Here is a 21,714-nt window from a genome sequence, read left to right as displayed (position 1 = left end):
GCCGCCTGTCGGTACACAAGGTATCAAGAGAAGGTCCACGCCGCCGGCTGCCCTCGCCATGTCGCTCCGTACCCGTCTCTATCCACTGCTGCGCCTGCTGATCCTGCTGCTGGCGGTGGTACTGGGTGTGGCCTGCTTCGCCGCCGCCGCCTGGCTGGAGCGCGCGGCCACCCAGACCCAGCGCGCCCGCGCGCAACAGGACGCGCAGCGCGTCACCACCCTGCTGAACAACTGGCTCGACACCCGCCGCCAGGCGTTGCGCGGCATGGCGGCGCTGTTCATCGGCTCCGACAACGTCGACGCCCACGAATTCGCCAAGGCCGCCGACGCGCTGCAAAGCAGCCTGGAGGATGGCGGCCATCTGCCGCTGGCCTACGCCGAGGAAGACAGCCGGGGCCGGTTGCGGGTGGTCTACACCGCCGACCTGAACACCCTGCCGCCCGGCACCGACATCACCACCCTCGCCCCGCTGGCCGACACCCTGCGCTACGCCACCGAGGAGAACCGCAGCACCCATCTGGGCCCGCTGTTCCGCTCGCGGCTGGGCGACTGGCGCGCCTACCACGTGTATCCGATCGCCCATCACGGCAAGCGCGGCCTGGTGTTCACCCCGATCGACTTCGTCACCATGATCGACACGCTGCCCAACAACGGCATGATGCTGCGGCTGGCGGTGGCCAGGGAGAACGGCAAGCCGCACTTCGTCACCGGCGGCGAGCGGCCCTACCCCGGCAGCCTGATGACCATCCCGGTGCAGCAGCAGCGCGTCGGCGCCACCTGGTCCTGGTACTGGGACGTGCTGCCCGGCTACCTGGGCGACCAGTGGTATGTGCAATCGCTGGCCAACCTGATCCGCTACGGCGGGCTCGCGGGCCTGTTGGCGCTGTGCCTCAGCACGCTGGTGCTGCTGGAGCTGTACGCCCGCAGCCAGCGCCGCGAGAGCGAGCTGGCGCTGGCCCATGCCAAGCTGGAGGAAAGCGAGCTGCACTACCGCACACTGGTCGATCAGATGCCCGGCACCGTGTTCCGCTGCCGCCTGGACAGCGACTGGACCATGCTCTACCTCAGCCCCGGCATCGTCCAGCTCACCGGCCTGCAACCGGACGAGATCGTGCTCAACCGGCGTTACAGCTACAACGCGCTGGTCCACCCGGACGACCGCGAATGGCTGGGGCAGCAGGTCAAGCACGCGTTGATCGACGAAACCCCGTACGAAATCGAATACCGCTTGCAGACGCCGGACGGCAAAGTGCGCTGGGTCTACGAACGCGGTCGCTCCACCCGCATCGGCGGCGAAATGGTGATCGACGGCGTACTGCTCGACATCAGCGAGCGCAAGGCGGCCGAGGCGGAACGCGAAAACGCCATGCGCACGCTGCGCGCCATCATCGACAACACCCCCAACGTGGCGATCCAGGGCTACGACCCCGAAGGGCGGGTGCTGTTCTGGAACCACGCCAGCGAAAAGCTGTTCGGCTGGCGCGAGGAGGAAGCCGTGGGCCATTACGCCCACGAGGTCATGTTCGCCGACGTGGTGGACCACCACAATTTCGTCGGCGTGCTGCATCACCTGGCGGCCACCGGCGAGACCACGGAGCCAACCGAATGGCCGGTGCGCCGCCGCGACGGCACCCAGGCGTGGACGCTCTCCACCCAGTTCGCCATCGATCTGGAAAACGGCAAGACCGGCTTCGTCTGCATGGACGTGGACATCACGGTGCGCAAGCAATACGAAGACGAATTGCGCAACGCCCGCGACCAGCTGGAGGAATCGGTCGCCGAGCGCACCCGCGAGCTGCGCGAGGCCAACGAGGAACTGAAGCAGGCGATGCACCAGTTGGTGCAATCCGAGAAACTGGCCAGCCTGGGCAACCTGGTGGCCGGCATCGCCCACGAACTGAACACCCCGCTGGGTAACACCGTCACCGTGTCGTCGACGCTGCGGCAGAAGGTGGCCGAATTCGACACCCTGCTCACCGAAAACCGGCTCAAGCGCTCGGAACTGGGCGCCTTCGTCGCCACCTGCGCCGAGGCCGCGCTGCTGATCGAAAAAAGCGCGCAGCGCGCCAGCGAGCTGATCAGCAACTTCAAACAGGTGGCGGTGGACACCGCCAGCACCCGCCGCCGCGAGTTCGACCTGAAGCAGACGGTGGAGGAAGTGCTGTCCACCCTGCGTCCGCAGTTCAAGCACACGCCGCACCGGGTCGAGACCGACCTGCCGGCCAACATCCAGTTGCAGAGCTACCCCGGCCCGCTGGAACAGATCATCACCAACCTGGTGACCAACTCGCTGACCCACGCCTTCCCGAACGGGCGCACCGGCACCATCCGCATCGGCACCGCCAACGTGAACGACAACCAGGTGCAGCTGGTCTACCAGGACGATGGCGTCGGCATCCCCGAATCCTTGCAGCGGCGGGTGTTCGACCCCTTCTTCACCACTCGCCTGGGCCAGGGCGGCAGCGGCCTGGGCCTGTACATCGTCTACAACCTGGTGCACAGCGTGCTGGGCGGCCGCCTAGAACTTTCGCCCGGCGAAGGCACCGGAGTACGCTTCATTCTGACCTTGCCTCGCATCGCGCCCCTGCCGCAGGAAAACCCGACGCATGAATGACAACAACCAGAACGACGAGCTGATCCTGCTCGAAGACGAAGCGGCCAACCCGCGACGCCCGGCGTCGCGCTGGCCGCTGCTGGTGATCGACGACGACGACGAAGTACACGCCGCCACCCGCTTCGCGCTGGCCGACCAGACACTGCTGGGGCGCCACCTGGAGCTGGTGCACGCGCGCTCCGCCGCCGAGGCGCGCGCCATCCTGGCCGCCCGCCGCGATTTCGCGGTGATCCTGCTCGACGTGGTGATGGAAACCGACGACGCCGGGCTGGCGCTGGTGGGCCATATCCGCGAAACGCTGGGGATGTGGGAATGCCGCATCATCCTGCGCACCGGCCAGCCGGGCTACGCGCCGGAGCTGACCGTCTTCAACAACTACGACATCAACGACTATCGCACCAAAGCCGAGCTGACCCGCACCCGGCTGATCACCGCCATCACCGCCGCGCTGCGCTCGTTCGACCAGATCCGCACCATCGCCGAGAACCGCCGCGGGCTGGAACTGATCGTCAAGGCGGTGGCCGACCTGATGGAACAGCACGCGCTGACCCAGTTCGCCGAAGGCGTGCTCACCCAGATGACCGCGCTGCTCAAGCTGCCGCTGGACGGCATCGTCTGCGCCCAGCGCGGCTCGCCGTTCGACGACGATCGCGACCGGCTGTACATCGTCGGCGCCGCCGGCAAACTGGCACCGCTGATCGCCGCGCCGCTGGACGACCTGGGCGACAGCGTGGTGCGCACCGCCATCGAGGAAACCATCACCCAGAGCACCCACCAGTTCGGACTGGACCACACCACGCTCTACCTGCGCGGCGCGGAACAGGAAGGCGCCGTCTACCTCGACACCGGCGGCCCGCTGTCCGAGGCCGACCGCCAGTTGGTGGCGGTGTTCGCCGCCAACATCTCGGCCTGCTTCAGCAACCTCAACTACATGGAGAAGCTGAACTTCGCCGCCTACCACGACGCGCTGACGCACCTTTCCAACCGCAGCAACTTCATCGTGCAGCTGGAGCACGCGCTACGCGACGGCCAGCAAGGCCAGGTGGTGGCGCTGATCGACATCGACCATTTCGCCGACATCAACGACGGCCTGGGCCACGACGTGGGCAACGAGCTGCTGGTAGCCGTGGCGACGCGGCTGGAAGGTGCGCTATACGGCGATTGCCGGCTGGCGCGCATCGGTGCCGACGTGTTCGGCGTGCTCGGCCCGCACGAGCGGCTGCGCCCCGAAGCGCTCACGGCGCTGTTCGCCATGCCGTTCGAGGTCGGCGAACACCTGCTGCCGGTCAACGTGAAGCTCGGCTACTGCCGGCTGGAGGACGGCGGCGGCTCGGGCTTCAACCTGCTCAAGCGCGCCAACATCGCCCTCAACGGCGCCAAGAAGCACCTGTCGGCGGATTTCGACTACTTCAGCTGCGACATGGAGGAACACACCCGCTGGCGGCTCGACCTGATCCGCCAGCTCAAGCACGACTTCCATGCCGAGCGGCTGGCGGTGTGGTATCAGCCGCAGGTCGCGATCCACAGCGGCGAGGTGGTCGGCGTCGAAGCGCTGCTGCGCTGGCCCAGCGAGGCCGGCTTCGTCCAGCCGCCCTCGGTGTTCGTGCCGCTGGCCGAGTATTCCGGGCTGATCGTGGAGATCGGCGAATGGGTGCTGAGCGAAGCCTGCAAGGCGTATCACGTGCTGTCGCCGTTGCAGGAAAGCCCGTTGCGGATCGCGGTGAACGTCAGCATGCCGCAGTTCCGCACCGGCAACCTGACCGAGCGCGTCGCCAGCCGGCTGGGCAGCAGCCGCGTGCCGCCGTCGGCGCTGGAGCTGGAGATCACCGAGAGCATCGCCATGGACGAGCCCAAGACGGTGATCGCCGCGCTGGAAAGCCTGCGGGCGCTGGGCATCAGCGTGGCCATCGACGACTTCGGCACCGGCTACTCGTCGCTGGCGCAGTTACGGGCCTTGCCGATCGACCGGCTGAAGATCGACCGCGCCTTCGTCGACGAGATCCGCGACGGCAAGGGCGGCCTGTTCGCCGAGACCATCGTCACCCTGGGCAAGAAACTGGGCCTGCGCCTGATCGCCGAGGGCGTGGAAACCCCCGAGCAGGCGGGCTTCCTGCGCGCGCTGGGCTGCGGCGAGGCGCAGGGCTTCTTCTATGCCAGGCCGATGCCGCTGGAAGAGTTGCGCGACTGGCTGGCGGCACGCCAGGCGCGACAGTGAGCGCGGCCACCGACGACCTCGCACCCTGGTTTCGCGCCCAACGAAAAAGCCGGTCCATCGACCGGCTTTTTCCATGGCAAGGTGCCGCGCGTCACTCGTCGTCGCCGTCGCCCGGCTCGCACAGCAGGTTCTCGCGCACCACCTCGCGGGTCAGGTGCGGCGCGAACAACTGGATGAAATCGAAGGCGTAGCCGCGCAGGTACGCATCCTTGCGCACGCCGATGTGGGTGGTCGATTTCTCGAACAGGTGGCCGGCCTCGACCGCGGTCAGGCCGAGGTCATGCTCCGGCTCGAACGCCATGCTGGCGATCAGGCCGATGCCCAGCCCCAGCCGCACGTAGGTCTTGATCACGTCGGTGTCGATGGCGGTGAGCACCACGTTGGGCACCAGTCCGGCGTTCTCGAATGCCTGGTTGATCCGGCTGCGCCCGGTGAAGGCGAAGTCGTAGGTGATCAGCGGGTAGCCGCAGACATCCTCCAGCGTGATCGGCCGGCCCAGCGACGCCAGCGGATGGCCGCTCGGCACCACCACATCGCGGTTCCAGTCGTAGCAGTCGAGCATCGCCAGCTCGGGATAGTGGTCGATGCCCTCGGTGGCGATCGCCAGATCCGCCTCGCCCTCGACCACCATCTCGCTGATCTGGGTCGGGCTGCCCTGCTTGATCGACAGCCGCACCTTGGGATAGCGCTCCAGGAACGCCTTCACCGTCGGCGGCAACGCGTAGCGCGCCTGGGTGTGCGTGGTGGCGATGGTGAGGCTGCCGCCCTCGACGTTGACGAATTCCTCGCCGATGCGCTTGAGGTTGCGCGCCTGCATCAGGATGCGCTCGGAAATCCGCAGGATCTCCCGCCCCGGCGCGGTGACATCCACCACGCGCTTGCCGTTGCGGATGAAGATCTGCACGCCCAGTTCATCCTCCAGCAGGCGGATCTGCTTGGAGATGCCGGGCTGCGAGGTGTGCAGTTTTTCCGCCGCCTCGGAAACATTGAGCCCTTGCTTGGCGACTTCGACCAGATAGCGCAGCTGTTGCAGTTTCATGGATACCGTCCGTTGGTATAACCGACTCTTCTAAAATCCTAACACAACAGTATAAGGGCTTATAAATCACGTTGCTATGATCAGGCCTCGCACCTCGGCCGCCTCGCAGTTCCCGCACCCTGCGCGGCCTCCATCGGGCTTCCGGCCCGCGCGAGACGGCCACCGCGCCATTCAACAACAATACCGTCGCACACCACCTGGGCACACATGGAAATCGGGTTCATCGTAGCCGGCCTCGCCGTCGGCTTTATCGTGGGCATGACCGGCGTCGGCGGGGGTTCGCTGATGACGCCGATCCTGCTGTTCTTCGGCATCAATCCCGCCACCGCCGTCGGCACCGACCTGCTCTACGCCTCGATCACCAAGGCCGGCGGTGTGCTGGTGCACCACAAGCACCGCAACATCGACTGGCGCATCACCCGCTGGCTGGCGCTGGGCAGCGTGCCCGCCGCGCTGGCCACGGTGTGGGCGCTGCACGTGATGCGCGCCGAGACCGAAGCCATCAACGCCGTCATCAAGCACGCGCTGGGCGTCGCCTTGATGCTGACCTCGGTCGCCATCATCTTCAAGCAGCGGCTGCTACAGTTCGCGCAGCGGCATGTCGGCGTATCGGCCAGCCTGCACGGCGGCCTGCAACGGCGCTGGGCCACCATCGGCAATGGCGCGCTGCTGGGCGTGATCGTGACGCTGTCGTCGATCGGTGCCGGCGCCATCGGCACCATCGCGCTGTTCCTGCTGTTTCCGCTGCTGCCCACCGCGCGGCTGGTCGGCACCGAGATCGCGCACGCGGTGCCGTTGACGCTGGTCGCCGGACTGGGCCACGCCGGGCTGGGCAATCTGGATTGGGGCCTGCTGAGCAACCTGCTGGTAGGCTCGCTGCCCGGCATCTACTTCGGCAGCCAACTGACCGGTCGCCTGCCGGACCATATACTGCGCCCGGTGCTTGCCGGCATGCTGGTGCTGGTCGGCAGCAAGCTGGTTTTTTAAAGGCTGACCAAACCCTCCTGGCCGCGTCGTGCGGAGGCGCCGAGCTGAACTTGCCGTACTACACGTACTGTCTGCGTTTCGCGCTGCCTGCCAGGACCGCTTCGCTGGGTTTTGTTAGTCGCTCTCCGGGCGTGGCCACGCCCGCGTCGCTTCTGGAGTCGTACATGGATCTCGAACGAAAGCTCGCCGACACGCTGGCGATCCTGCAACGCATCGCCACCGAGTACAGCCCGGCGGTGTTCGCCAACTCGTATGGCGCCGAGGACATGGTCCTCACCGACCTGATCGCCCGCCACGGCCTGGACATCGGCCTGTTCAGCCTGGATACCGGCCGCCTGCCCGCCGAGACCTACGACCTGATGGGCAAGGTGCGCACCACCTATCCCGACGCCCAGGTGGTCACTTTCTTCCCCAGCGCCACCAGCGTCGAGCGCTACGTCAACCAGCACGGCATCAACGCCTTCTACGAATCGGTGGACCTGCGCAAGGAATGCTGCCGCATCCGCAAGCTGGAGCCGCTGTCCCGCGCGCTGGCCGGCAAGAAGGCGTGGGTGACCGGCCTGCGCCGCGAGCAGTCGCCCACCCGCACCGACATGACGGTGCAGGAATGGGACGCCGGCAACGGCCTGGAGAAATTCAACCCGCTGCTGGAATGGACCGAAAAGGAAGTGTGGGCCTACATCAAGGCCAACGGCGTGCCGTACAACGCGCTGCACGACCAGTTCTATCCCTCGATCGGCTGCGCGCCCTGTACCCGCTCGGTGGCGATGGGCGAGGACGTGCGCGCCGGCCGCTGGTGGTGGGAGAACCCGGACCTCAAGGAATGCGGCCTGCATAGCGCCAGCGCCTCGGCCGTCTCGCCGCTGCGCCGCCCCTGAGCCGCTACGCCCCAAAAAAACCCCACTTCGCAGTGGGGTTTTTTGCTTTCGCGGGACGCGGCAAAACACCATTGCCGGCGGTGCTTAAGTCACATCGCCCCATCGCGGCGGGAACATCGGCCAACGGCTATAGTCGTTGAACGATTCTCAGGATATTTCCCGGACTTCCCCCCGCGAGGCTTCCCATGAAAGCGCTACGCCTGTTCCTCGTCGCCGTGCTGGCCATGCTGGCCCTGGCGCATCCAGCCTGGGCCGACGATGCCAAACCCTTCAAGCCCGACGAGCTGGAACAACTCGTCGCTCCCATCGCCCTCTATCCCGATTCACTGCTGGCCCAGGTGATGATGGCGTCCACCTACCCGCTGGAAATCGTCGAGGCGGAACGATGGGTGAAGAACAACCCCAACCTCAAGGACAAGGCGCTGGACGACGCGCTGCAATCGCAGAGCTGGGACGCCAGCGTGAAGTCGCTCGCCGCCTTCCCGCAGGTGTTGCAGATGATGAACGACAAGCTGGACTGGACCCAGCGCCTGGGCGACGCCGTGCTGGCGCAACAGGCCGACGTGATGAGCGCCGTGCAGCGCCTGCGCACCAAGGCGCAGGCCGAGGGCAACCTGAAGTCGTCCAAGGAACAGACGGTGACCGTGGTGCAGGCCACGGCGCAGCAACCGCAGGTGATCACCATCGAACCGGCCCAGCCGCAGGTGGTGTACGTGCCGACCTACAACCCGACCGTGGTCTACGGCCCCTGGCCCTATCCCGCCTATCAGCCTTTCTACTGGTATCCGCCGGGCTACACCGCCGCCGCCAGCTTCTTCTCCTTCACCGCCGGCGTCGCGGTCGGCGCGGCGCTGTGGGGTAATTTCGACTGGCACCACGACGACATCAACATCAACGTCAACCGGTACAACGACTTCAACCGCAATGTGAACCGCAACTTCAACAACGTGAACAACAACGTGCGCAACAACAACTGGCAGCACGATCCGGGGCACCGCGGCGGCGTGCAGTACCGCGACAACGCCACCCAGCAGCGTTTCGCCCACGGCGGCCGCGGCAATGCCAATACCGCGCAGAACCGCGACGCCTTCCGTGGCCGCGCCGATGCCCAGCGCCAGAACCTGGGCAACGTGGATCGCGGCACCCTGCAACAACGCGACGGCAACCAGGCACGCCAGGCCGGCAATCTCGACCGCGGTCAGAACCGCCAATCCGGCAACCTCGATCGCGGCCAGGGTCGCGACGCGCAGCAACAACGCGCCAACACCAATCGCCCCGCCCAGCAGCACACCGGCAACCTGGACCGGCAGAACCCCAATCGCGGCGCCACGCCGCAACGGCAGGCCCAGCCCCGCGAAAACGCCTTCCAGGGGGTCGATCGCGGCGGTAGCGCCAGCCGGGCGGCCGCCTCGCGCGGCGCGAGCAGCCGCGCCAACATCCAGCGGCCCGCCGGCGGTGGCGGCGGCTTCCATCGACGTTAACGGTTCACGGAGCCCCACGACATGTTCAACTCCATTTCCCGTTCCGGCCCGGCACGCAAGCGTCTGCCCTGGCACTTCCTGTCGCTGCCGATGGCCCTGGTCTGGCTGATGCTGGTGATCTCCGCCCACGCCGCCAATCCCAAGCACTACGCCACGCCCGACGAGGCGGTGGCGGCCTTGGTCGATGCCGCGCGCAACGGCCAGCGCGACAAGCTGCTGGATGTGTTCGGCGACGATGCCAAAGCGCTGTTCGATTCCGGCGACGCCGTGGCCGACCGCGAGGCCGGCCGTCGTTTCCTGGCCGCCTACGACGCCAAGCACGTGCTGCGCCCGGTCAATCCCGGCACCCGCGTGCTGGAAATCGGCCCGGACGACTGGCCGTTCCCCATCCCGCTCAGGAACGCCCTGGGCAAGTGGTACTTCGACGCGGCCGCCGGCAAAGAGGAACTGCTCGACCGGCGCATCGGCGGCAACGAGCTGTCGGCGATCCAGGTGGCGCTGGCCTACGTGGACGCGCAACGCGAGTACCACGAACGCAATCCGCAGCACGCCAAGGTGGCCCCCTACGCCGACCGCATCGTCAGCAGCCAGGGCAAGCGCGACGGCCTGTACTGGCCGGAGGACGACAACTACTGGCAGGGCAAGGACGACGGTGGCCCCAGCCCGCTGGGCATCCTCGCCGCCGAAGCCGCCGACGAGGGCTACAACCATTCCCGCCCCGGCGCGCCGTACCACGGCTACTACTACCGCATCCTCACCGGCCAGGGCGCCGCCGCGCCCGGTGGCGCGCGCGACTACCGCACCGCGGACGGCATGACCGGCGGCTTCGCGCTGCTCGCCTGGCCGGCCAGCTACGGCGTCTCCGGCGTGACCAGCTTCCTGGTCAACCAGGATGGCGTGGTCTACCAGCGCGACCTCGGCCCCAAGACCCCGGACGTCGCGCACCGGATCACCCTGTTCAACCCGGACCAGGGCTGGCAGAAAGTGGATGCTTCGGCGTCGGCAAGGTAGGCTTGGCGCCTGTCCGCGGTTCCAGTGAACCGCGGACGGGTCCGCCGCAGTGGCCCCGCCACCGCCTACCGCATTCCAGGACCGCCGCCCCCGTGGCGGCGGTTCGCAGCCCAGCCGACCCCACATGCCCCAGACCGCCCCGTTCTCCCCGCTCGAAGCACGCATCCTCGGCGTGCTGGTCGAAAAGAAACTCACCGTTCCCGACACCTACCCGCTCACGCTCAACGCGCTCACCGCCGGCTGCAACCAGAAGACCAGCCGCGATCCGGTGATGAACGCCACCGAGGCCGAGGTCCTGGCCGCACTGGAAACACTGCGCGCCCGCACGCTGATCGTCGAATCCTCCGGCAGCCGCGCCAGCCGCTACGCACACAACATGGAAAAGGGCCTGCAACTGCCCAGCCAGTCGGTGGCCCTGCTGGTCACGCTGATGCTGCGCGGCCCGCAGACCGTGGCCGAACTGCGCGCCAACAGCGAGCGGCTGCACCGCTTCCTCGACAGCTCGGCGGTCGAAGGCTTCCTCGACGAACTCGCCAGCCGGCCGGACGATCCCTACGTGGTGCAGTTGCCCAAGGCGCCGGGCAGCCGCGAAAGCCGCTGGGCCCACCTGCTGTGCGGCGAGCCCGAGCTGCCGGTGGCCGCGCCGGCCGCCGCCCGCGCCGACGGCGGCGAACTCGCCACCCTGCGCGAAGACGTCGCCCGATTGCAGGACGAAGTGACCGAACTGCGCGCCGCGCTGGCCAGGGTCTATACGGAACTCGGCCTGCAATGAGCGACCTCGCCGCGCATCCGTACTCCGCACTCACGCCCGACTGCGTGCTCGACGCGGTGGAAAGCGTCGGGCTCGCCGTCAGCGGCAGCCAGTTCCCGCTCAACAGCTACGAAAACCGCGTCTACCAGGTGGGGCTGGACGATGCCGCGCCGGTGATCGCCAAGTTCTACCGCCCCGGGCGCTGGAGCGACGCGCAGATCCTGGAGGAACACACCTTCGCCGCCGAGCTGGCCGAACGCGAGATCCCGCTGGTTGCGCCGCTGTCCATCGACGGTGTCACCCTGTTCCGTCATGCCGGATTCCGCTTCGCGCTGTTCCCGCGCCGGGGCGGCCGCGCACCCGAGCTGGACGACCGCGACACGCTGGAATGGCTGGGGCGCTTTCTCGGGCGCATCCATGCCGTCGGCGCCATCGCCCCGTTCGCCCACCGCCCGGCGCTGACGCCCGATACCTTCGGCCACGTCCCGCGCGCTTACCTGCTGGAACACGGTTTCATCCCGCCAGAGCTGCTGCCCGCCTACGAAAGCGTCTCGGCCCAGGCCCTGCAGGGCGTGGCGCACTGCTACGCCCGCGCCGGCAATGTCGCCACGCTGCGGCTGCACGGCGACGTGCATCCCGGCAACGTGCTGTGGACGCCGGACGGCCCGCACTTCGTCGACCTGGACGACGCCCGCAGCGGCCCCGCCGTGCAGGACCTGTGGATGCTGCTGTCGGGCGAGCGCGAGGACCGGGTGCGGCAACTGGCCGACATCCTGGCCGGCTACGAGGACTTCTGCGAATTCGACGCCCGCGAGCTGCACCTGGTGGAAGCGCTGCGCACGCTGCGGCTGATCCACTACGCCGGCTGGCTGGCCCAGCGCTGGGACGACCCGGCGTTCCCCCACGCCTTCCCCTGGTTCAACACCCAGCGCTACTGGCAGGAACACATCCTGGCATTGCGCGAACAGGTGGCGGCGATGGACGAACCTCCACTGTGGCCGACACCGTGATGGGCCGCTTCGACCTGTTCGACCTGCTGTTGCTGGTGCTGCTGCCCGTGGCCGCCATCATCGCACTGCGCGCCGGCCTGCCGCTGTTCGGCATCGCCTATGCCCTGTTCAGCGCCATCGCCCTGCTGCTCTACTGGCACGACAAGCGCCGTGCCGTGCGGGGCGGGCGGCGGGTGCCGGAAGCCACCTTGCAGACGGTGGCGCTGCTCGGCGGCTGGCCCGGCGCCTGGATCGCGCAGCAGCTGTTGCGCCACAAAAGCCGCAAGGCCGCGTTCCGCGCGGTGTTCGTCGCCTGCGCCCTGCTCAACGTCGCCGGCATCGCCTGGCTGAGCGGGCAGTTGGGGGGACACTGACGCCGTGCGCATCCTGCTGGTGGAAGACGACGACATGATCGCGCGCGGCGTGCAGCACGGGCTGCGGCCGCTGGGCTTCACCGTCGACCGCGTGGCCGACGGCCTGGCGGCCGAACTGGCGCTGGCGCAGCGCCAGCACGACGCGCTGCTGCTCGACCTGGGCCTGCCGCGCAAGGATGGCCTGGCGGTGCTGGAGAAACTGCGCGCCGGCGGTTCCGAACTGCCGGTGCTGGTGCTGACCGCGCGCGACACCGTGGCCGACCGCGTGGCCGGGCTGGATGCCGGCGCCGACGACTACCTGGTCAAGCCGTTCGACCTGGACGAGCTGGCCGCGCGCATCCGCGCTGTGGCGCGCCGTCGCGGCGGGCGCGCCGACCCCACGCTGGCGCACGGTGCGCTGGCGCTCAACCCGGCCACCCGCGAAGTGCGGCTGCGCGGGCAGGCCGTCAACCTGTCGGCGCGCGAATACGACCTGCTGTTCGCCCTGCTGTCGCACCCCGGCCAGCCGCAATCGCGTGCGCAACTGGAGGAACGGTTGTATGGCTGGGGCGAGGAAGTGGAAAGCAACGCCGTCGAGGTGCACATCCACGGCCTGCGCCGCAAGCTGGGTGCCGCCTGGATCCGCAACCTGCGCGGCGTCGGCTATTTCGTGCCCCAGGAACCGCCGGAGTCACCATGATCTCGCTGCGCCGCCAACTGCTGGTCACCGTGCTCGCGGTCAGCGTCGTCGCCACCGCGCTGTCCGGCACCCTGGCGTTCGTGCGCGCGCGCGACGAGGCCAACGCGCTGTTCGACTACCAGCTGCGGCAACTGGCGCTGGCGCTGAGCGACCGCCCGTTCGGCGCCGAAGTGCCGCGCCTGGGCGGCGTGGCCGGCTTCGACTTCGTGATCCAGGTGTGGGACCGCTTCGGCGTGCGTCGCTATTACTCGCATCCGCACCGGGTGCTGCCGGATCGCGCACAACTGGGCTTCGCCACCGTGCCGACCAGCGAAGGCAACTGGCGGGTGTTCTCGCTGGCGCGACCCGACCAGGTGATCCAGGTGGCGCAGCCGCTGCGGGTGCGCCAGCGGCTGGCGCTGGCCGCCGCGTGGCGCACCGTCGCGCCCGTGCTGTGGGTGCTGCCATTGCTGCTGCTGGCCGCATGGTGGGTGATCGGGCGCGGCCTGCGGCCGCTCGACCGTCTGGCCAGCGAAGTCGGCCAGCGCAACCCCGAGGCGCTGGCGCCGATCCCGCTGTCGCACACCCCGGAGGAAGCCCAGCCGCTGGTGGCCGCGCTCAACGCCCTGCTCGACCGGCTGGCCGCCGCGCTCGACCGCCAGCGCGCCTTCACCGCCGACGCCGCCCACGAACTGCGTACGCCGCTGACCGCGCTCAAACTGCAATTGCAATGGCTGGAACACGCCGACAGCGATGCCGAACGCCGGACCGCGCTGACCGAGCTGGCCGCCGGCCACGCACGGGTGATGCATGTGCTGGAACAACTGCTGACCCTGGCGCGCAGCGAAGGCGCGCCCATCGCCCATCAGCCGGTCGATCTGGCGCGGCTGGCCCGCGACGTGCTGGCCACCCAGGCACCGCTGGCCGAGGCCCGCGCCATCGATCTGGGCCTGGACGCCGCGCCCGATGGCGCCACCGTCACCGGCGACGCCACCGCGCTGCGCTCGCTGGTGGGCAACCTGGTCGCCAACGCCCTGCGCCACGCGCCCCGACAAGGCCGGGTGGATGTGCGGGTGACGGCGGAGCGCGATGGCGTACTGCTGGAAGTGGCCGACAACGGCCCCGGCATCGCCGAAGCGGAGCGCGAGCGCGTGTTCGACCGCTTCTATCGCGCGGCCGACGCCGGCGAAGGCGGCAGCGGCCTGGGGCTGGCCATCGTCCAGGCCGTGGCCCAGCGCCATGGCGCCACCATCGTGCTCGATGGCGCCGACCTGGGCGGGCTGTCGGTCCGGGTGCGCTTTCCCCTGCCCGCATCGGGAGACTGAAATGGCCGTCCGTATCGTCCGCCTCGGCAGCCCGCGCCTTCCCGGCGAAGGGCTGCGCATCGGCACCGTGCGCCGCCCCCCGCGCGGCGTGCCCAAGCGCGAATTCGCCTCGGGCAACTGGTACGACGTGTGGTTTCCCAACCTCGCGCCCAGCCCCGAGACGGTCAAGCTGGCCCAGGCAGCGACAACGCCCGCGCAATGGGCCGAATTCGTGCGCAAGTACCGCGCCGAGATGGCCCAGCCGGAACACGCGCACGCCATCGCCCTGCTGGCGGCGCTGTCGCAGCACAGCGATTTCTCGGTCGGCTGCTATTGCGAGGACGAAGCACACTGCCATCGCAGCGTGTTGCGGGAATTGCTGGCGGAGCAAGGTGCGGCGTTCGCGCCCGATGCCTGACGCGGCTACAACTTGGTCCGCCCCAGCCGCTTGGCATTCGCAGTCACCCGCCGATGCACCGGCGCCATGCCACGCGCCAGCAGGCGATGGTAGTTGACGGACGGCAGGCGCGGCACCGCCAGCGTGCCGCCGGCCAGCGGCCAGGCACGCAGCCAGGCCAGCCACCACTGCTGCTGGACGCGCCACAGTTCCAGCCCCATTGCCCAGCCGGCGCGGCTGAAGGCATCCACTTTTTCGGTCCCCATGCGGGTGAACTCGCGCTGGTCGCGCACGCTGGGCGCGTGTCCGGCCCGCGCCATGCGGGTCAGCCGATGCGTCATCACCTGCGGCGTCGCCCACCAGATTTCCCACAACGTGAGCTGGTTGGTCCAGAACGCCAGAAAAGGATTGGAAGACGAGGCCATGAACATAACTCCTGGTTATGGGTTCGCCCCCAGTCTGGCAGCCGGATGGTGCAGTGCAATGTGGAAAACTACGGTTTTTGTTGGATGGGTAGGGAACCCCAAGTCTTGAACCACAGAGGACACAGAGAACACGGAGAGAACCAAGAAGAGGCTGAGAAAGGCAAATCCTTTCCAGTTGTTCGATGCTCTTCGCCTTTCTCCTTGTTTTTCCTTCGTGTTCTCTGTGTCCTCTGTGGTTCAAGACTTGGGGTTTCACCCCCCCTTCCAACCACACCCAATCACATCTGCCGGAACTGCCCCGCGAAGCTGCGCGATAACGGCAGGGTTTCAGGTCGTTGGTGCAGGTGCACCTGGTAGCGGCCCAGCAGGTCGCGCTGGATGCGCGCCACCGCCGGCAGGCTGACGATCAGGCCGCGGTGGATCTGCGCGAAGCGGTTGGCGTCCAGTTGCGTCAGCAGTTCCTTGAGCGGGGTGCGGATCAGGTGGCGTTCGCTGGCGGTGACCACGTCGGTGTACTTCTGGTTGGCCTCGAAGTAGATCACTTCGTCGACGTGCACCAGCCGCGTGGTGTCGCCCAGGCCGACGGTCAGCCAGGTCAGCGCGGGGGCGGCGCGGCCGGCCAGTTGCGCCAGCACGGCGGCCAGGTCCACTTCGGGCCGGGCCTCGCGTTGCAGGCGGGCCACGCATTGCGCCAGCCGCGCGTCGCTCACCGGCTTGAGCAGGTAATCGACCGCGGCGCTGTCGAAGGCGGCCAGCGCGTATTCGTCGAAGGCGGTGACGAAGATCACCCGGGTCTGGCCGGCGACCTGCGCCACTTGCAGGCCGGTCAGGCCGGGCATGCGGATGTCGAGGAAGGCGAAGTCGATGGTGCGGGCGCCGAGTGCGGCCATCGCTTCCAGGCCGTTGGCGGCGACGGCGACGACTTCCAGCGCCGGCCACAATTCGGCCAGCCGCGAAACCAGGTGTTCGGCCAGCAGCGGTTCGTCGTCGGCGATCAGGGCGGTCGGCATGATGTCTCCGGGATCAGGCTTCTCGATAGGGCAGGCGCAGTTCGGCGTGCACGCCGTGCGGGGCGTTGGGGTACAGGGCCAGGCGGCCGGCGTCGCCGTAGAGCGTGGCCAGGCGCTGGCGCACATTGGCCAGGCCCACGCCGCCCGCGCCGCTGTCGCCGAACGCCGGCTGGCCGTCGCGCAGGCCGGGGCCGGTATCGCGCACGTCGAGGTGAAGCAGGCCGTCGGCGTCCAGCCGCCCTTCGATCACGATCTCGCCGCCGTGCAGCGCGGGCTCGATGCCGTGCTCCAGCGCGTTCTCGACCAGCGGCTGCAACAACAGCGGCGGCAGCACCGCGCGGCGCAGCGCGTCGGGCACGTCGATGCGGTAGCGCAATCGGGCCTGGAGCCGGATCGCGGCGATGGCCAGCAGTTCGCCGATCAGCTCCAGCTCGTCGCCCAGCGTGGTGCTCGGCCGGCGGGTGCGGCCCAGGCTGGCGCGCAGGTAGCCATTGAGGTGGTCAAGCATGGTGCGCGCCAGCGGCGGATCGCGCTCGATCAGGCCGTGCACCGTCGCCAGCGTGTTGAACAGGAAGTGCGGTTCGATCTGCGCCTGCAACAACGCGAGCTGCGCGGCGGTCTCGGCCTGTCGCGCCTCGGCGGCGCGGCGCTGCTCGGCGGCGAGCTGGGCGCGGTATTCCAGGTTGTGGAAGTACTGCGAGATGACGATGGTGGCGGCCATCGCGATCAGCAGGCAGGTGACGACGAGACGCCAGTGCGTCACCGGGTCGAGCAGCGACTGTGTCACGTCATAGGCGCCGGCCAGCGCCGCCAGCTTCAGCCCCAGCAACAGGCCGAACGGCAGGGCCAGCGCGTGGCGCGCCCAGTACCACGGCACCAGCCGCTGCGCCACGGCGTAGGCGGTGTAGATCACGATGCCCACGCAGTTGGCGATGAGAAAGGTGGGCCACAGCCCGGACGAGATGCCGGCGGCCAGCAACAGCAGCGCGATGCCCTGGTTGACGATGAGCAGCAGCAGCAGGCTGCGCCAGCGGGTGTCGGCCGGCTCGCACGCCGGCGCCGGCAGGCGGCGGGAAAACGCCGACCACCAGGGCCGTGGCGGTGCTTCGCTGTCGTCGTGTTGCGGGTTCATCTCGATCCGGTTCCGAAAACGCTAGAAATAGTGCGCCACCAGCGCCTGCCAGCGCTGCCGCAGCGGCAGGCCACCGTGGTTGCTCAGCGCGTCGCCCGCGCTGTACTGCCATTGCAGCGCCAGGTCGGCCTGCTCGCCGCGCCAGCGCGCCTCCAGCCAGGTGGCGTTGCTGGCATCCACCAGGTCGTGGCGCACGAAGCCGGAGAAATCCAGCCGTTGCACCAGCGCATCCTGCCAGCGCGCGTAGAGCATGGCCGATTCGCGGGTGGTCAGCGCCTGGCGTTGGCCGGCGAGCGCGCGGTAGCGCCAGTAGGCGTCGGGGCGACCATTCTGCAACGCTTTCCACTGCGCCGCATCGGCGGCGGCGTTGTCGCGCTGGTATTCCAGCGTCAGCGACAACTTGCTGGGCGCGGTCCAGGTCACGCCGGTGACGAAGGCGGCGCGGAAGGCGCGGTCGTCCTCGCCGGCGGCGCGCCCGGCCAGCGACGGCGCCCGCCCGCCGGCCCATTCCAGGTAGGCGACGGTGGCGTCGCCCAGCAGTGCGCTCCAGTTGAGGCCGGCTTGCAGATCCTCGCCGGCTTCGCGGTACAGCAGCAGTTGCGGGTTGAAGGCATCGGAGAACGCATGGCCGAGCACCAGCAGGCCGCGATCGCGCGGGTTGCTGGCGCCCAGGTCCAGGCTGAACGGGTCGTCGCTCGGTGCGTTGTCCAGCTTGGGCGCGTAGATCGCGGTCAGCGAGCCGCCGCGCCACAGCCATTGGCCGCGCCCCATCACCACGCCCAGGCGGTTTTCGCGCAGGCTGGACGGCTCGACCGAACTGACCGAGCGCAGCGCGCCCACCTTGAAGAAATCGGTGGGGTTGAAGCCGGTGCCGGCGCCGTAGCGGGTGTTGATGCGCCCCAGGTCGAGCAGCCATTCCGGCGCCGGCTGCCAGCCCAGATATGCCTCTTTCAGCGTGTTGACGCTGCGTTGTTCGTCCAGCCCGCCGAGCCAGCGCATGTCCAGCCGGTCCGCCAGCACCAGCCGCCAGCCCAGTGCCAGCGCGCGATCGAGCCGGGCATCCAGCGACAGCCGCGCATCGCCCGACGGATCGTCGCCGCTGCGCGCCTGGCTGTCGCCCAGTGCCAGTTCGGCGAACGCGGCCCAGTCGCGCTGCGCGGTGGCCACGGTCGGCGCGTCGTCGGCCAGTTGCAACGCGGCATCGTCGTCCTGCGGCGCGGCGACGGCCAGCGGCGCCAACGCGGCCAGCAGCCAGAGCGGATGGCGCGTCATTGCGGGCGGAACCTCGGCAGGTAGTCGCGTTGCAGCCAGGCTTCGGGCACGTCGCGCCAAGCGTAGTCGGAGAAGCGCATCACCGTGACCCAGTTCGGGTCCAGCCCGTCGATGATCACGGTCTCGGTTGGCCGCGCCACGCCCAGTTGCGACTGGTAGCGCCGGTAGTAGGCGGTCTTGAGCAGGCTGCCGCTCTCGGCGTAGAAGCGCGATTTCACCGGGCGGTTGTTGGCGGTGTCGATCCACATCTCGATGCGATGGTAGGTAACATCCGGCGCGCGCGCCTTGAGGTCCAGCTTCCAGGCGTGGCGCGGCTGGCGGTCGCCATCGGTGATGTCCTCCTCGCCCGCCAGCGTGGCGTTGTAGTCGCCGGCCAGGTTGACGGTGACCACGTCGCCGTTGGCGGCCTGTCCCAGCAGGCGCTGTTGTGGCGAGATGCGCACCGTGCCCTTGCTGGCCGGATCGTAGAACCACAGGTCGTTGCCGTTCTTCAGCATCAGCTTGTCGGCATCGCGCGCCGGCGCCAGGAAGCGCAACAGGCTGCGGAACTGGCCGCTGTCCGGCGCCGCGCGGGAATACACCGCCAGCGTGGTGCTGTCGGTCTGCTTGCCGTTGCGGTATTCCAGCAGCGTGGTGGTCAGCCCGAACGGCTTGTCCGGATTACGCACCGCGTCGCTGGCCGCCAGGATGGTCTGCGCATCCGGCGCGGCGAAGGCGCTGGTGGCGATGCACAGCAGCAGGCCGGCAAGCGTGCTGCGCACGGGGAAGGGGCGCGCGGGGAAGAGGGAAGGGAGAAGGGGGAAGGGTGAAAACCAACCCCGGATGCCGCTGTGTTCATGTCGTTGCATTGCCTTGCCCTCGAAAGAAATAAACATCACGTCTCGCATGCCCCCTCCCTTTCCCCTCTTCCTCATTTCTTTGTGAAACTCCGTGTTCTCTGTGTTCTCTGTGTTTCAAGATTTGGGGTTTCAAGGTCTTGCCCTTCCCACCGCGCGCCAGCGCGGCGCGCGGCGCGCTTCACACATGCCGCAGGGCGTCGACGATCTCCAGTCGCGCTGCGCGGCGGGCCGGCCACCAGGCGGAGATGCCTGCCACCAGGGTCAGGCCCAGCAGCGTCGACAGGATCATGGTGTATTCGCCCCACACCCGCACCGTCAGCGGTACCGGCTCGACGTTGCCCGGCGGCATCCAGCTCAGGCCGGCGTGGTTGATGGCCCAGGCGGCGGCCAGGGCCGCCAGCACGCCGGCGATGCTGCCGGCCAGGCCCAGCAGCAGGCCCTCGATCACGAACAGGCGGCGGATGCCGGCGCGGCGCAGGCCGATGGCGCGCAGGGTGCCGATCTCCACGGTGCGCTCGACCACCGCCATGCTCATGGTGTTGCTGACCGTGAACAGCACGATCACCCCGATCAGCAGCGCGATGAAGCCGAAGATGGCGCCGAACATGCCGACGATCTGGCCGTAGGACGGATTGAGGGTGGCGTAGTCGAGCACGGTCAGCGGCTGGCCGGGGAAGTGCTGCGCCAGCAACTGCTCCAGGCGGGCGCGGGCGGCGGGAATCTGGCTGGTGTGCGCCAGTTGCAGCACCACGGCGGTGGCCTTGGGCGTGTCGCCGCCGTACACCAGCTTCTGCGCGGCGGCGAAATGCAGCTGCACGATCATGTCGTCCAGCTCCTTGACGCCTTGCGGCACGGCGGCGACCACGTTCAGGCGGGCCACGTTGGGCGCGCCGTGGGCGTTGGCGGCCAGCAGTTCGATGGTGGTCGCCTGGCGCGGCGCGCGTTGTGCCTGCGCCTCGCCGGCCAGGGCGGCGATGTCGCCCGGCAGGTCGGCGCCGCTGGCCTGTTCCACGTGCGGGGTCGGGCAATGGCGCACCGCCAGCGGCCCGCACAGTTGCAGCACCCGCGCCACGCCGGTGCCGATCACCGCCGCGTCCGGCGCGGTGCCGGTCAGGCGCATCGGCTTGAACACGATGGGGAAGCCGTAGTCGTTCCATTGCCGCATGCGGTTCTGGTCGGCCACCACCACGCCGCCGCCGATCACGGTGCGCGAGACGCCGGCGGCGTAGTTGCCGGCGATGCCGCCCAGGCTGAGCGTGGGTGTGGCCACCTTGAGCATCGGTTTCAGCACCGGGTCGTGTTCCACCAGATCGACGATGCGCCGGTAGTCGGCGATGCCGTAGGCGGCGGGATTGCCGTTGCCGAACAGGAAGTAGTCGCGGTGCTGGATCTGCAGGTGCCCGGCGTGCTGCACGAAGCCGGTCTGCAAACCCAGGTTGATGTTGCGGGCGTAGCCGCCGAACAACAGGATCGCCATCGCGCCCACCATCATGGCGAACAGGGTGGTGGCGGAACGGCGGCGGTTGCGCAGCAGGTTGCGCGCGGCAAGCGGAAGCAGGTTCATGCCATCACCCCGTCGCGGCGCTCGATGGCGGTGATCGCGCCATCGCGGATGTGCACGGCGTCGTCGGCCTCGGCCAGCACGGCCGGGTCGTGCGACGAGAACACGAAGGTGGCCTGCTGCTCGCGCTGGATGCGCCGCATCAGTGCGATGATCGCCTCGCCGGTGTGGCTGTCGAGGTTGGCGGTCGGCTCGTCGGCCAGCACCAGCGTCGGGCGGGCGGCCAGGGCCCGCGCAATGGCGACGCGCTGGCGCTGCCCCCCCGAAAGCTGGTTGGGCAGGTTGCCGGCCTTGTCGGCCAGGCCCACGGCGTCCAGCAGCTCGCGCACCCGCTCGCGGCGCGCAGCGGCGGGCACCCGCGCCAGCAGCAGCGGATACTCGACGTTCTCGAACGCGGTCAGCACCGGCAGCAGGTTGAAGTTCTGGAAGATGAAGCCGATGCGGCGGGCGCGGAAATCCGACAGCGCGTCGTCGTCCAGCGCGTCCAGATCCTGGCCGTCGATCAGCACTCTGCCGCTGTCGGGCCGGTCGATGCCGCCGATCAGGTTGAGCAGGGTGGTCTTGCCGCTGCCGGACGGGCCGGACAGCACGGTAAAGCGTTGGGCGCGGATCTCGAAGCCGATGTCGGTCAGGGCGGGCACATCCACCTGCCCCAGCCGATACTGCTTGCCGACGCCGTCCAGGACGACTGCTTGCATGGCGGTTTCTCTCTTTGGGAATACCTCGCCAATCTATGACGCGGCCCCACCGGCCACCAGGCGTTGCGACAAAGTGCAA

The 21,714-nt window shown here is 68.7% G+C and carries 20 protein-coding genes; 12 read left to right on the top strand and 8 right to left on the bottom strand.

Annotated features, from left to right (window positions below):
* Positions 1–58: 58 nt before the first annotated feature.
* Entirely contained in the window at positions 59–2,614 is a 2,556-nt protein-coding gene (locus C556_RS21445) for a PAS domain-containing sensor histidine kinase (RefSeq protein WP_018746951.1), read from the top strand.
* Positions 2,607–4,829 (top strand): putative bifunctional diguanylate cyclase/phosphodiesterase, encoded by a 2,223-nt coding sequence (locus C556_RS0104040; protein ID WP_018746950.1) that lies wholly within the window; start codon positions 2,607–2,609, stop codon positions 4,827–4,829. The genes C556_RS21445 and C556_RS0104040 overlap by 8 nt, the downstream gene beginning before the upstream one ends.
* 91 nt (positions 4,830–4,920) lie before the next feature.
* Here the strand turns inward: C556_RS0104040 and cysB are convergent, their stop codons facing one another.
* Positions 4,921–5,868 carry an HTH-type transcriptional regulator CysB gene (gene cysB / locus C556_RS19250; RefSeq protein ID WP_018746949.1) on the bottom strand — a complete coding sequence of 316 codons (948 nt, stop codon included), beginning with the start codon at positions 5,866–5,868 and terminating at the stop codon, positions 4,921–4,923.
* A gap of 207 nt (positions 5,869–6,075) precedes the next feature.
* Here cysB and C556_RS0104030 point away from each other — a divergent pair, with 207 nt between their 5' ends.
* The 10 genes from C556_RS0104030 to C556_RS0103985 all read left to right on the top strand — a co-directional run bounded on the left by C556_RS0104030 (position 6,076) and on the right by C556_RS0103985 (position 14,719).
* The gene (locus C556_RS0104030) at positions 6,076–6,855 is read left to right on the top strand and encodes a sulfite exporter TauE/SafE family protein (protein ID WP_018746948.1); all 780 of its coding nucleotides are present in this window, start codon (positions 6,076–6,078) and stop codon (positions 6,853–6,855) included.
* Between the two features lie 164 nt (positions 6,856–7,019).
* Positions 7,020–7,733, top strand: a complete 714-nt coding sequence (locus C556_RS0104025) for a phosphoadenylyl-sulfate reductase (RefSeq protein ID WP_018746947.1) — start codon at positions 7,020–7,022, stop codon at positions 7,731–7,733.
* Positions 7,734–7,918: 185 nt separating this feature from the next.
* Complete coding sequence (locus tag C556_RS19245; RefSeq protein WP_018746946.1) at positions 7,919–9,214, top strand: DUF3300 domain-containing protein; 1,296 nt, start codon at positions 7,919–7,921, stop codon at positions 9,212–9,214.
* Between the two features lie 21 nt (positions 9,215–9,235).
* Positions 9,236–10,225: a DUF2950 domain-containing protein gene (locus C556_RS0104015; protein WP_018746945.1), complete on the top strand. Its 990-nt coding sequence runs from the start codon at positions 9,236–9,238 to the stop codon at positions 10,223–10,225.
* A 124-nt stretch (positions 10,226–10,349) separates the two neighbouring features.
* Entirely contained in the window at positions 10,350–10,997 is a 648-nt protein-coding gene (locus tag C556_RS0104010; RefSeq protein ID WP_018746944.1) for a YceH family protein, read from the top strand.
* Entirely contained in the window at positions 10,994–11,986 is a 993-nt protein-coding gene (locus C556_RS0104005; protein WP_018746943.1) for a serine/threonine protein kinase, read from the top strand. Before C556_RS0104010 ends, C556_RS0104005 begins: the two co-directional genes overlap by 4 nt.
* Entirely contained in the window at positions 11,971–12,339 is a 369-nt protein-coding gene (locus C556_RS19240; RefSeq protein WP_018746942.1) for a DUF1294 domain-containing protein, read from the top strand. The genes C556_RS0104005 and C556_RS19240 overlap by 16 nt, the downstream gene beginning before the upstream one ends.
* A gap of 4 nt (positions 12,340–12,343) precedes the next feature.
* On the top strand, positions 12,344–13,018 hold the full coding sequence (locus C556_RS0103995; RefSeq protein ID WP_018746941.1) for a response regulator transcription factor: 675 nt from the start codon (positions 12,344–12,346) through the stop codon (positions 13,016–13,018).
* Positions 13,015–14,322 (top strand): sensor histidine kinase, encoded by a 1,308-nt coding sequence (locus C556_RS0103990; RefSeq protein ID WP_018746940.1) that lies wholly within the window; start codon positions 13,015–13,017, stop codon positions 14,320–14,322. The genes C556_RS0103995 and C556_RS0103990 overlap by 4 nt, the downstream gene beginning before the upstream one ends.
* Before the next feature lies 1 nt (position 14,323).
* Entirely contained in the window at positions 14,324–14,719 is a 396-nt protein-coding gene (locus C556_RS0103985) for a DUF488 domain-containing protein (protein ID WP_018746939.1), read from the top strand.
* Positions 14,720–14,724: 5 nt separating this feature from the next.
* On the opposite strand, the gene C556_RS0103980 is transcribed toward C556_RS0103985, so the two are convergent.
* The 7 genes from C556_RS0103980 to C556_RS0103950 form a co-directional block, all read right to left on the bottom strand.
* Positions 14,725–15,123, bottom strand: coding sequence for a polyhydroxyalkanoate granule-associated phasin (locus C556_RS0103980; RefSeq protein ID WP_083930375.1), 399 nt, complete (start codon positions 15,121–15,123; stop codon positions 14,725–14,727).
* Between the two features lie 278 nt (positions 15,124–15,401).
* Complete coding sequence (locus tag C556_RS0103975) at positions 15,402–16,133, bottom strand: LytR/AlgR family response regulator transcription factor (protein ID WP_018746937.1); 732 nt, start codon at positions 16,131–16,133, stop codon at positions 15,402–15,404.
* A gap of 13 nt (positions 16,134–16,146) precedes the next feature.
* A complete protein-coding gene (locus C556_RS23575) occupies positions 16,147–17,265 on the bottom strand; it encodes a sensor histidine kinase (RefSeq protein ID WP_018746936.1) in 1,119 nt (372 codons plus the stop codon).
* Positions 17,266–17,286: 21 nt separating this feature from the next.
* Positions 17,287–18,537 carry a hypothetical protein gene (locus tag C556_RS0103965; protein WP_018746935.1) on the bottom strand — a complete coding sequence of 417 codons (1,251 nt, stop codon included), beginning with the start codon at positions 18,535–18,537 and terminating at the stop codon, positions 17,287–17,289.
* Complete coding sequence (locus tag C556_RS0103960; RefSeq protein WP_018746934.1) at positions 18,534–19,298, bottom strand: outer membrane lipoprotein-sorting protein; 765 nt, start codon at positions 19,296–19,298, stop codon at positions 18,534–18,536. The genes C556_RS0103965 and C556_RS0103960 overlap by 4 nt, the downstream gene beginning before the upstream one ends.
* A 256-nt stretch (positions 19,299–19,554) precedes the next feature.
* Positions 19,555–20,940 (bottom strand): ABC transporter permease, encoded by a 1,386-nt coding sequence (locus C556_RS0103955; RefSeq protein WP_018746933.1) that lies wholly within the window; start codon positions 20,938–20,940, stop codon positions 19,555–19,557.
* Complete coding sequence (locus tag C556_RS0103950; protein ID WP_018746932.1) at positions 20,937–21,635, bottom strand: ABC transporter ATP-binding protein; 699 nt, start codon at positions 21,633–21,635, stop codon at positions 20,937–20,939. Before C556_RS0103950 ends, C556_RS0103955 begins: the two co-directional genes overlap by 4 nt.
* Positions 21,636–21,714: the final 79 nt, after the last annotated feature.

It is taken from the genome of Chitiniphilus shinanonensis DSM 23277 (assembly GCF_000374805.1).
Lineage (GTDB): Bacteria > Pseudomonadota > Gammaproteobacteria > Burkholderiales > Chitinibacteraceae > Chitiniphilus > Chitiniphilus shinanonensis.
The sequence above is the reverse complement of the archived record's forward strand: the minus strand, read 5'-3'. Positions and strand labels throughout refer to the sequence as shown.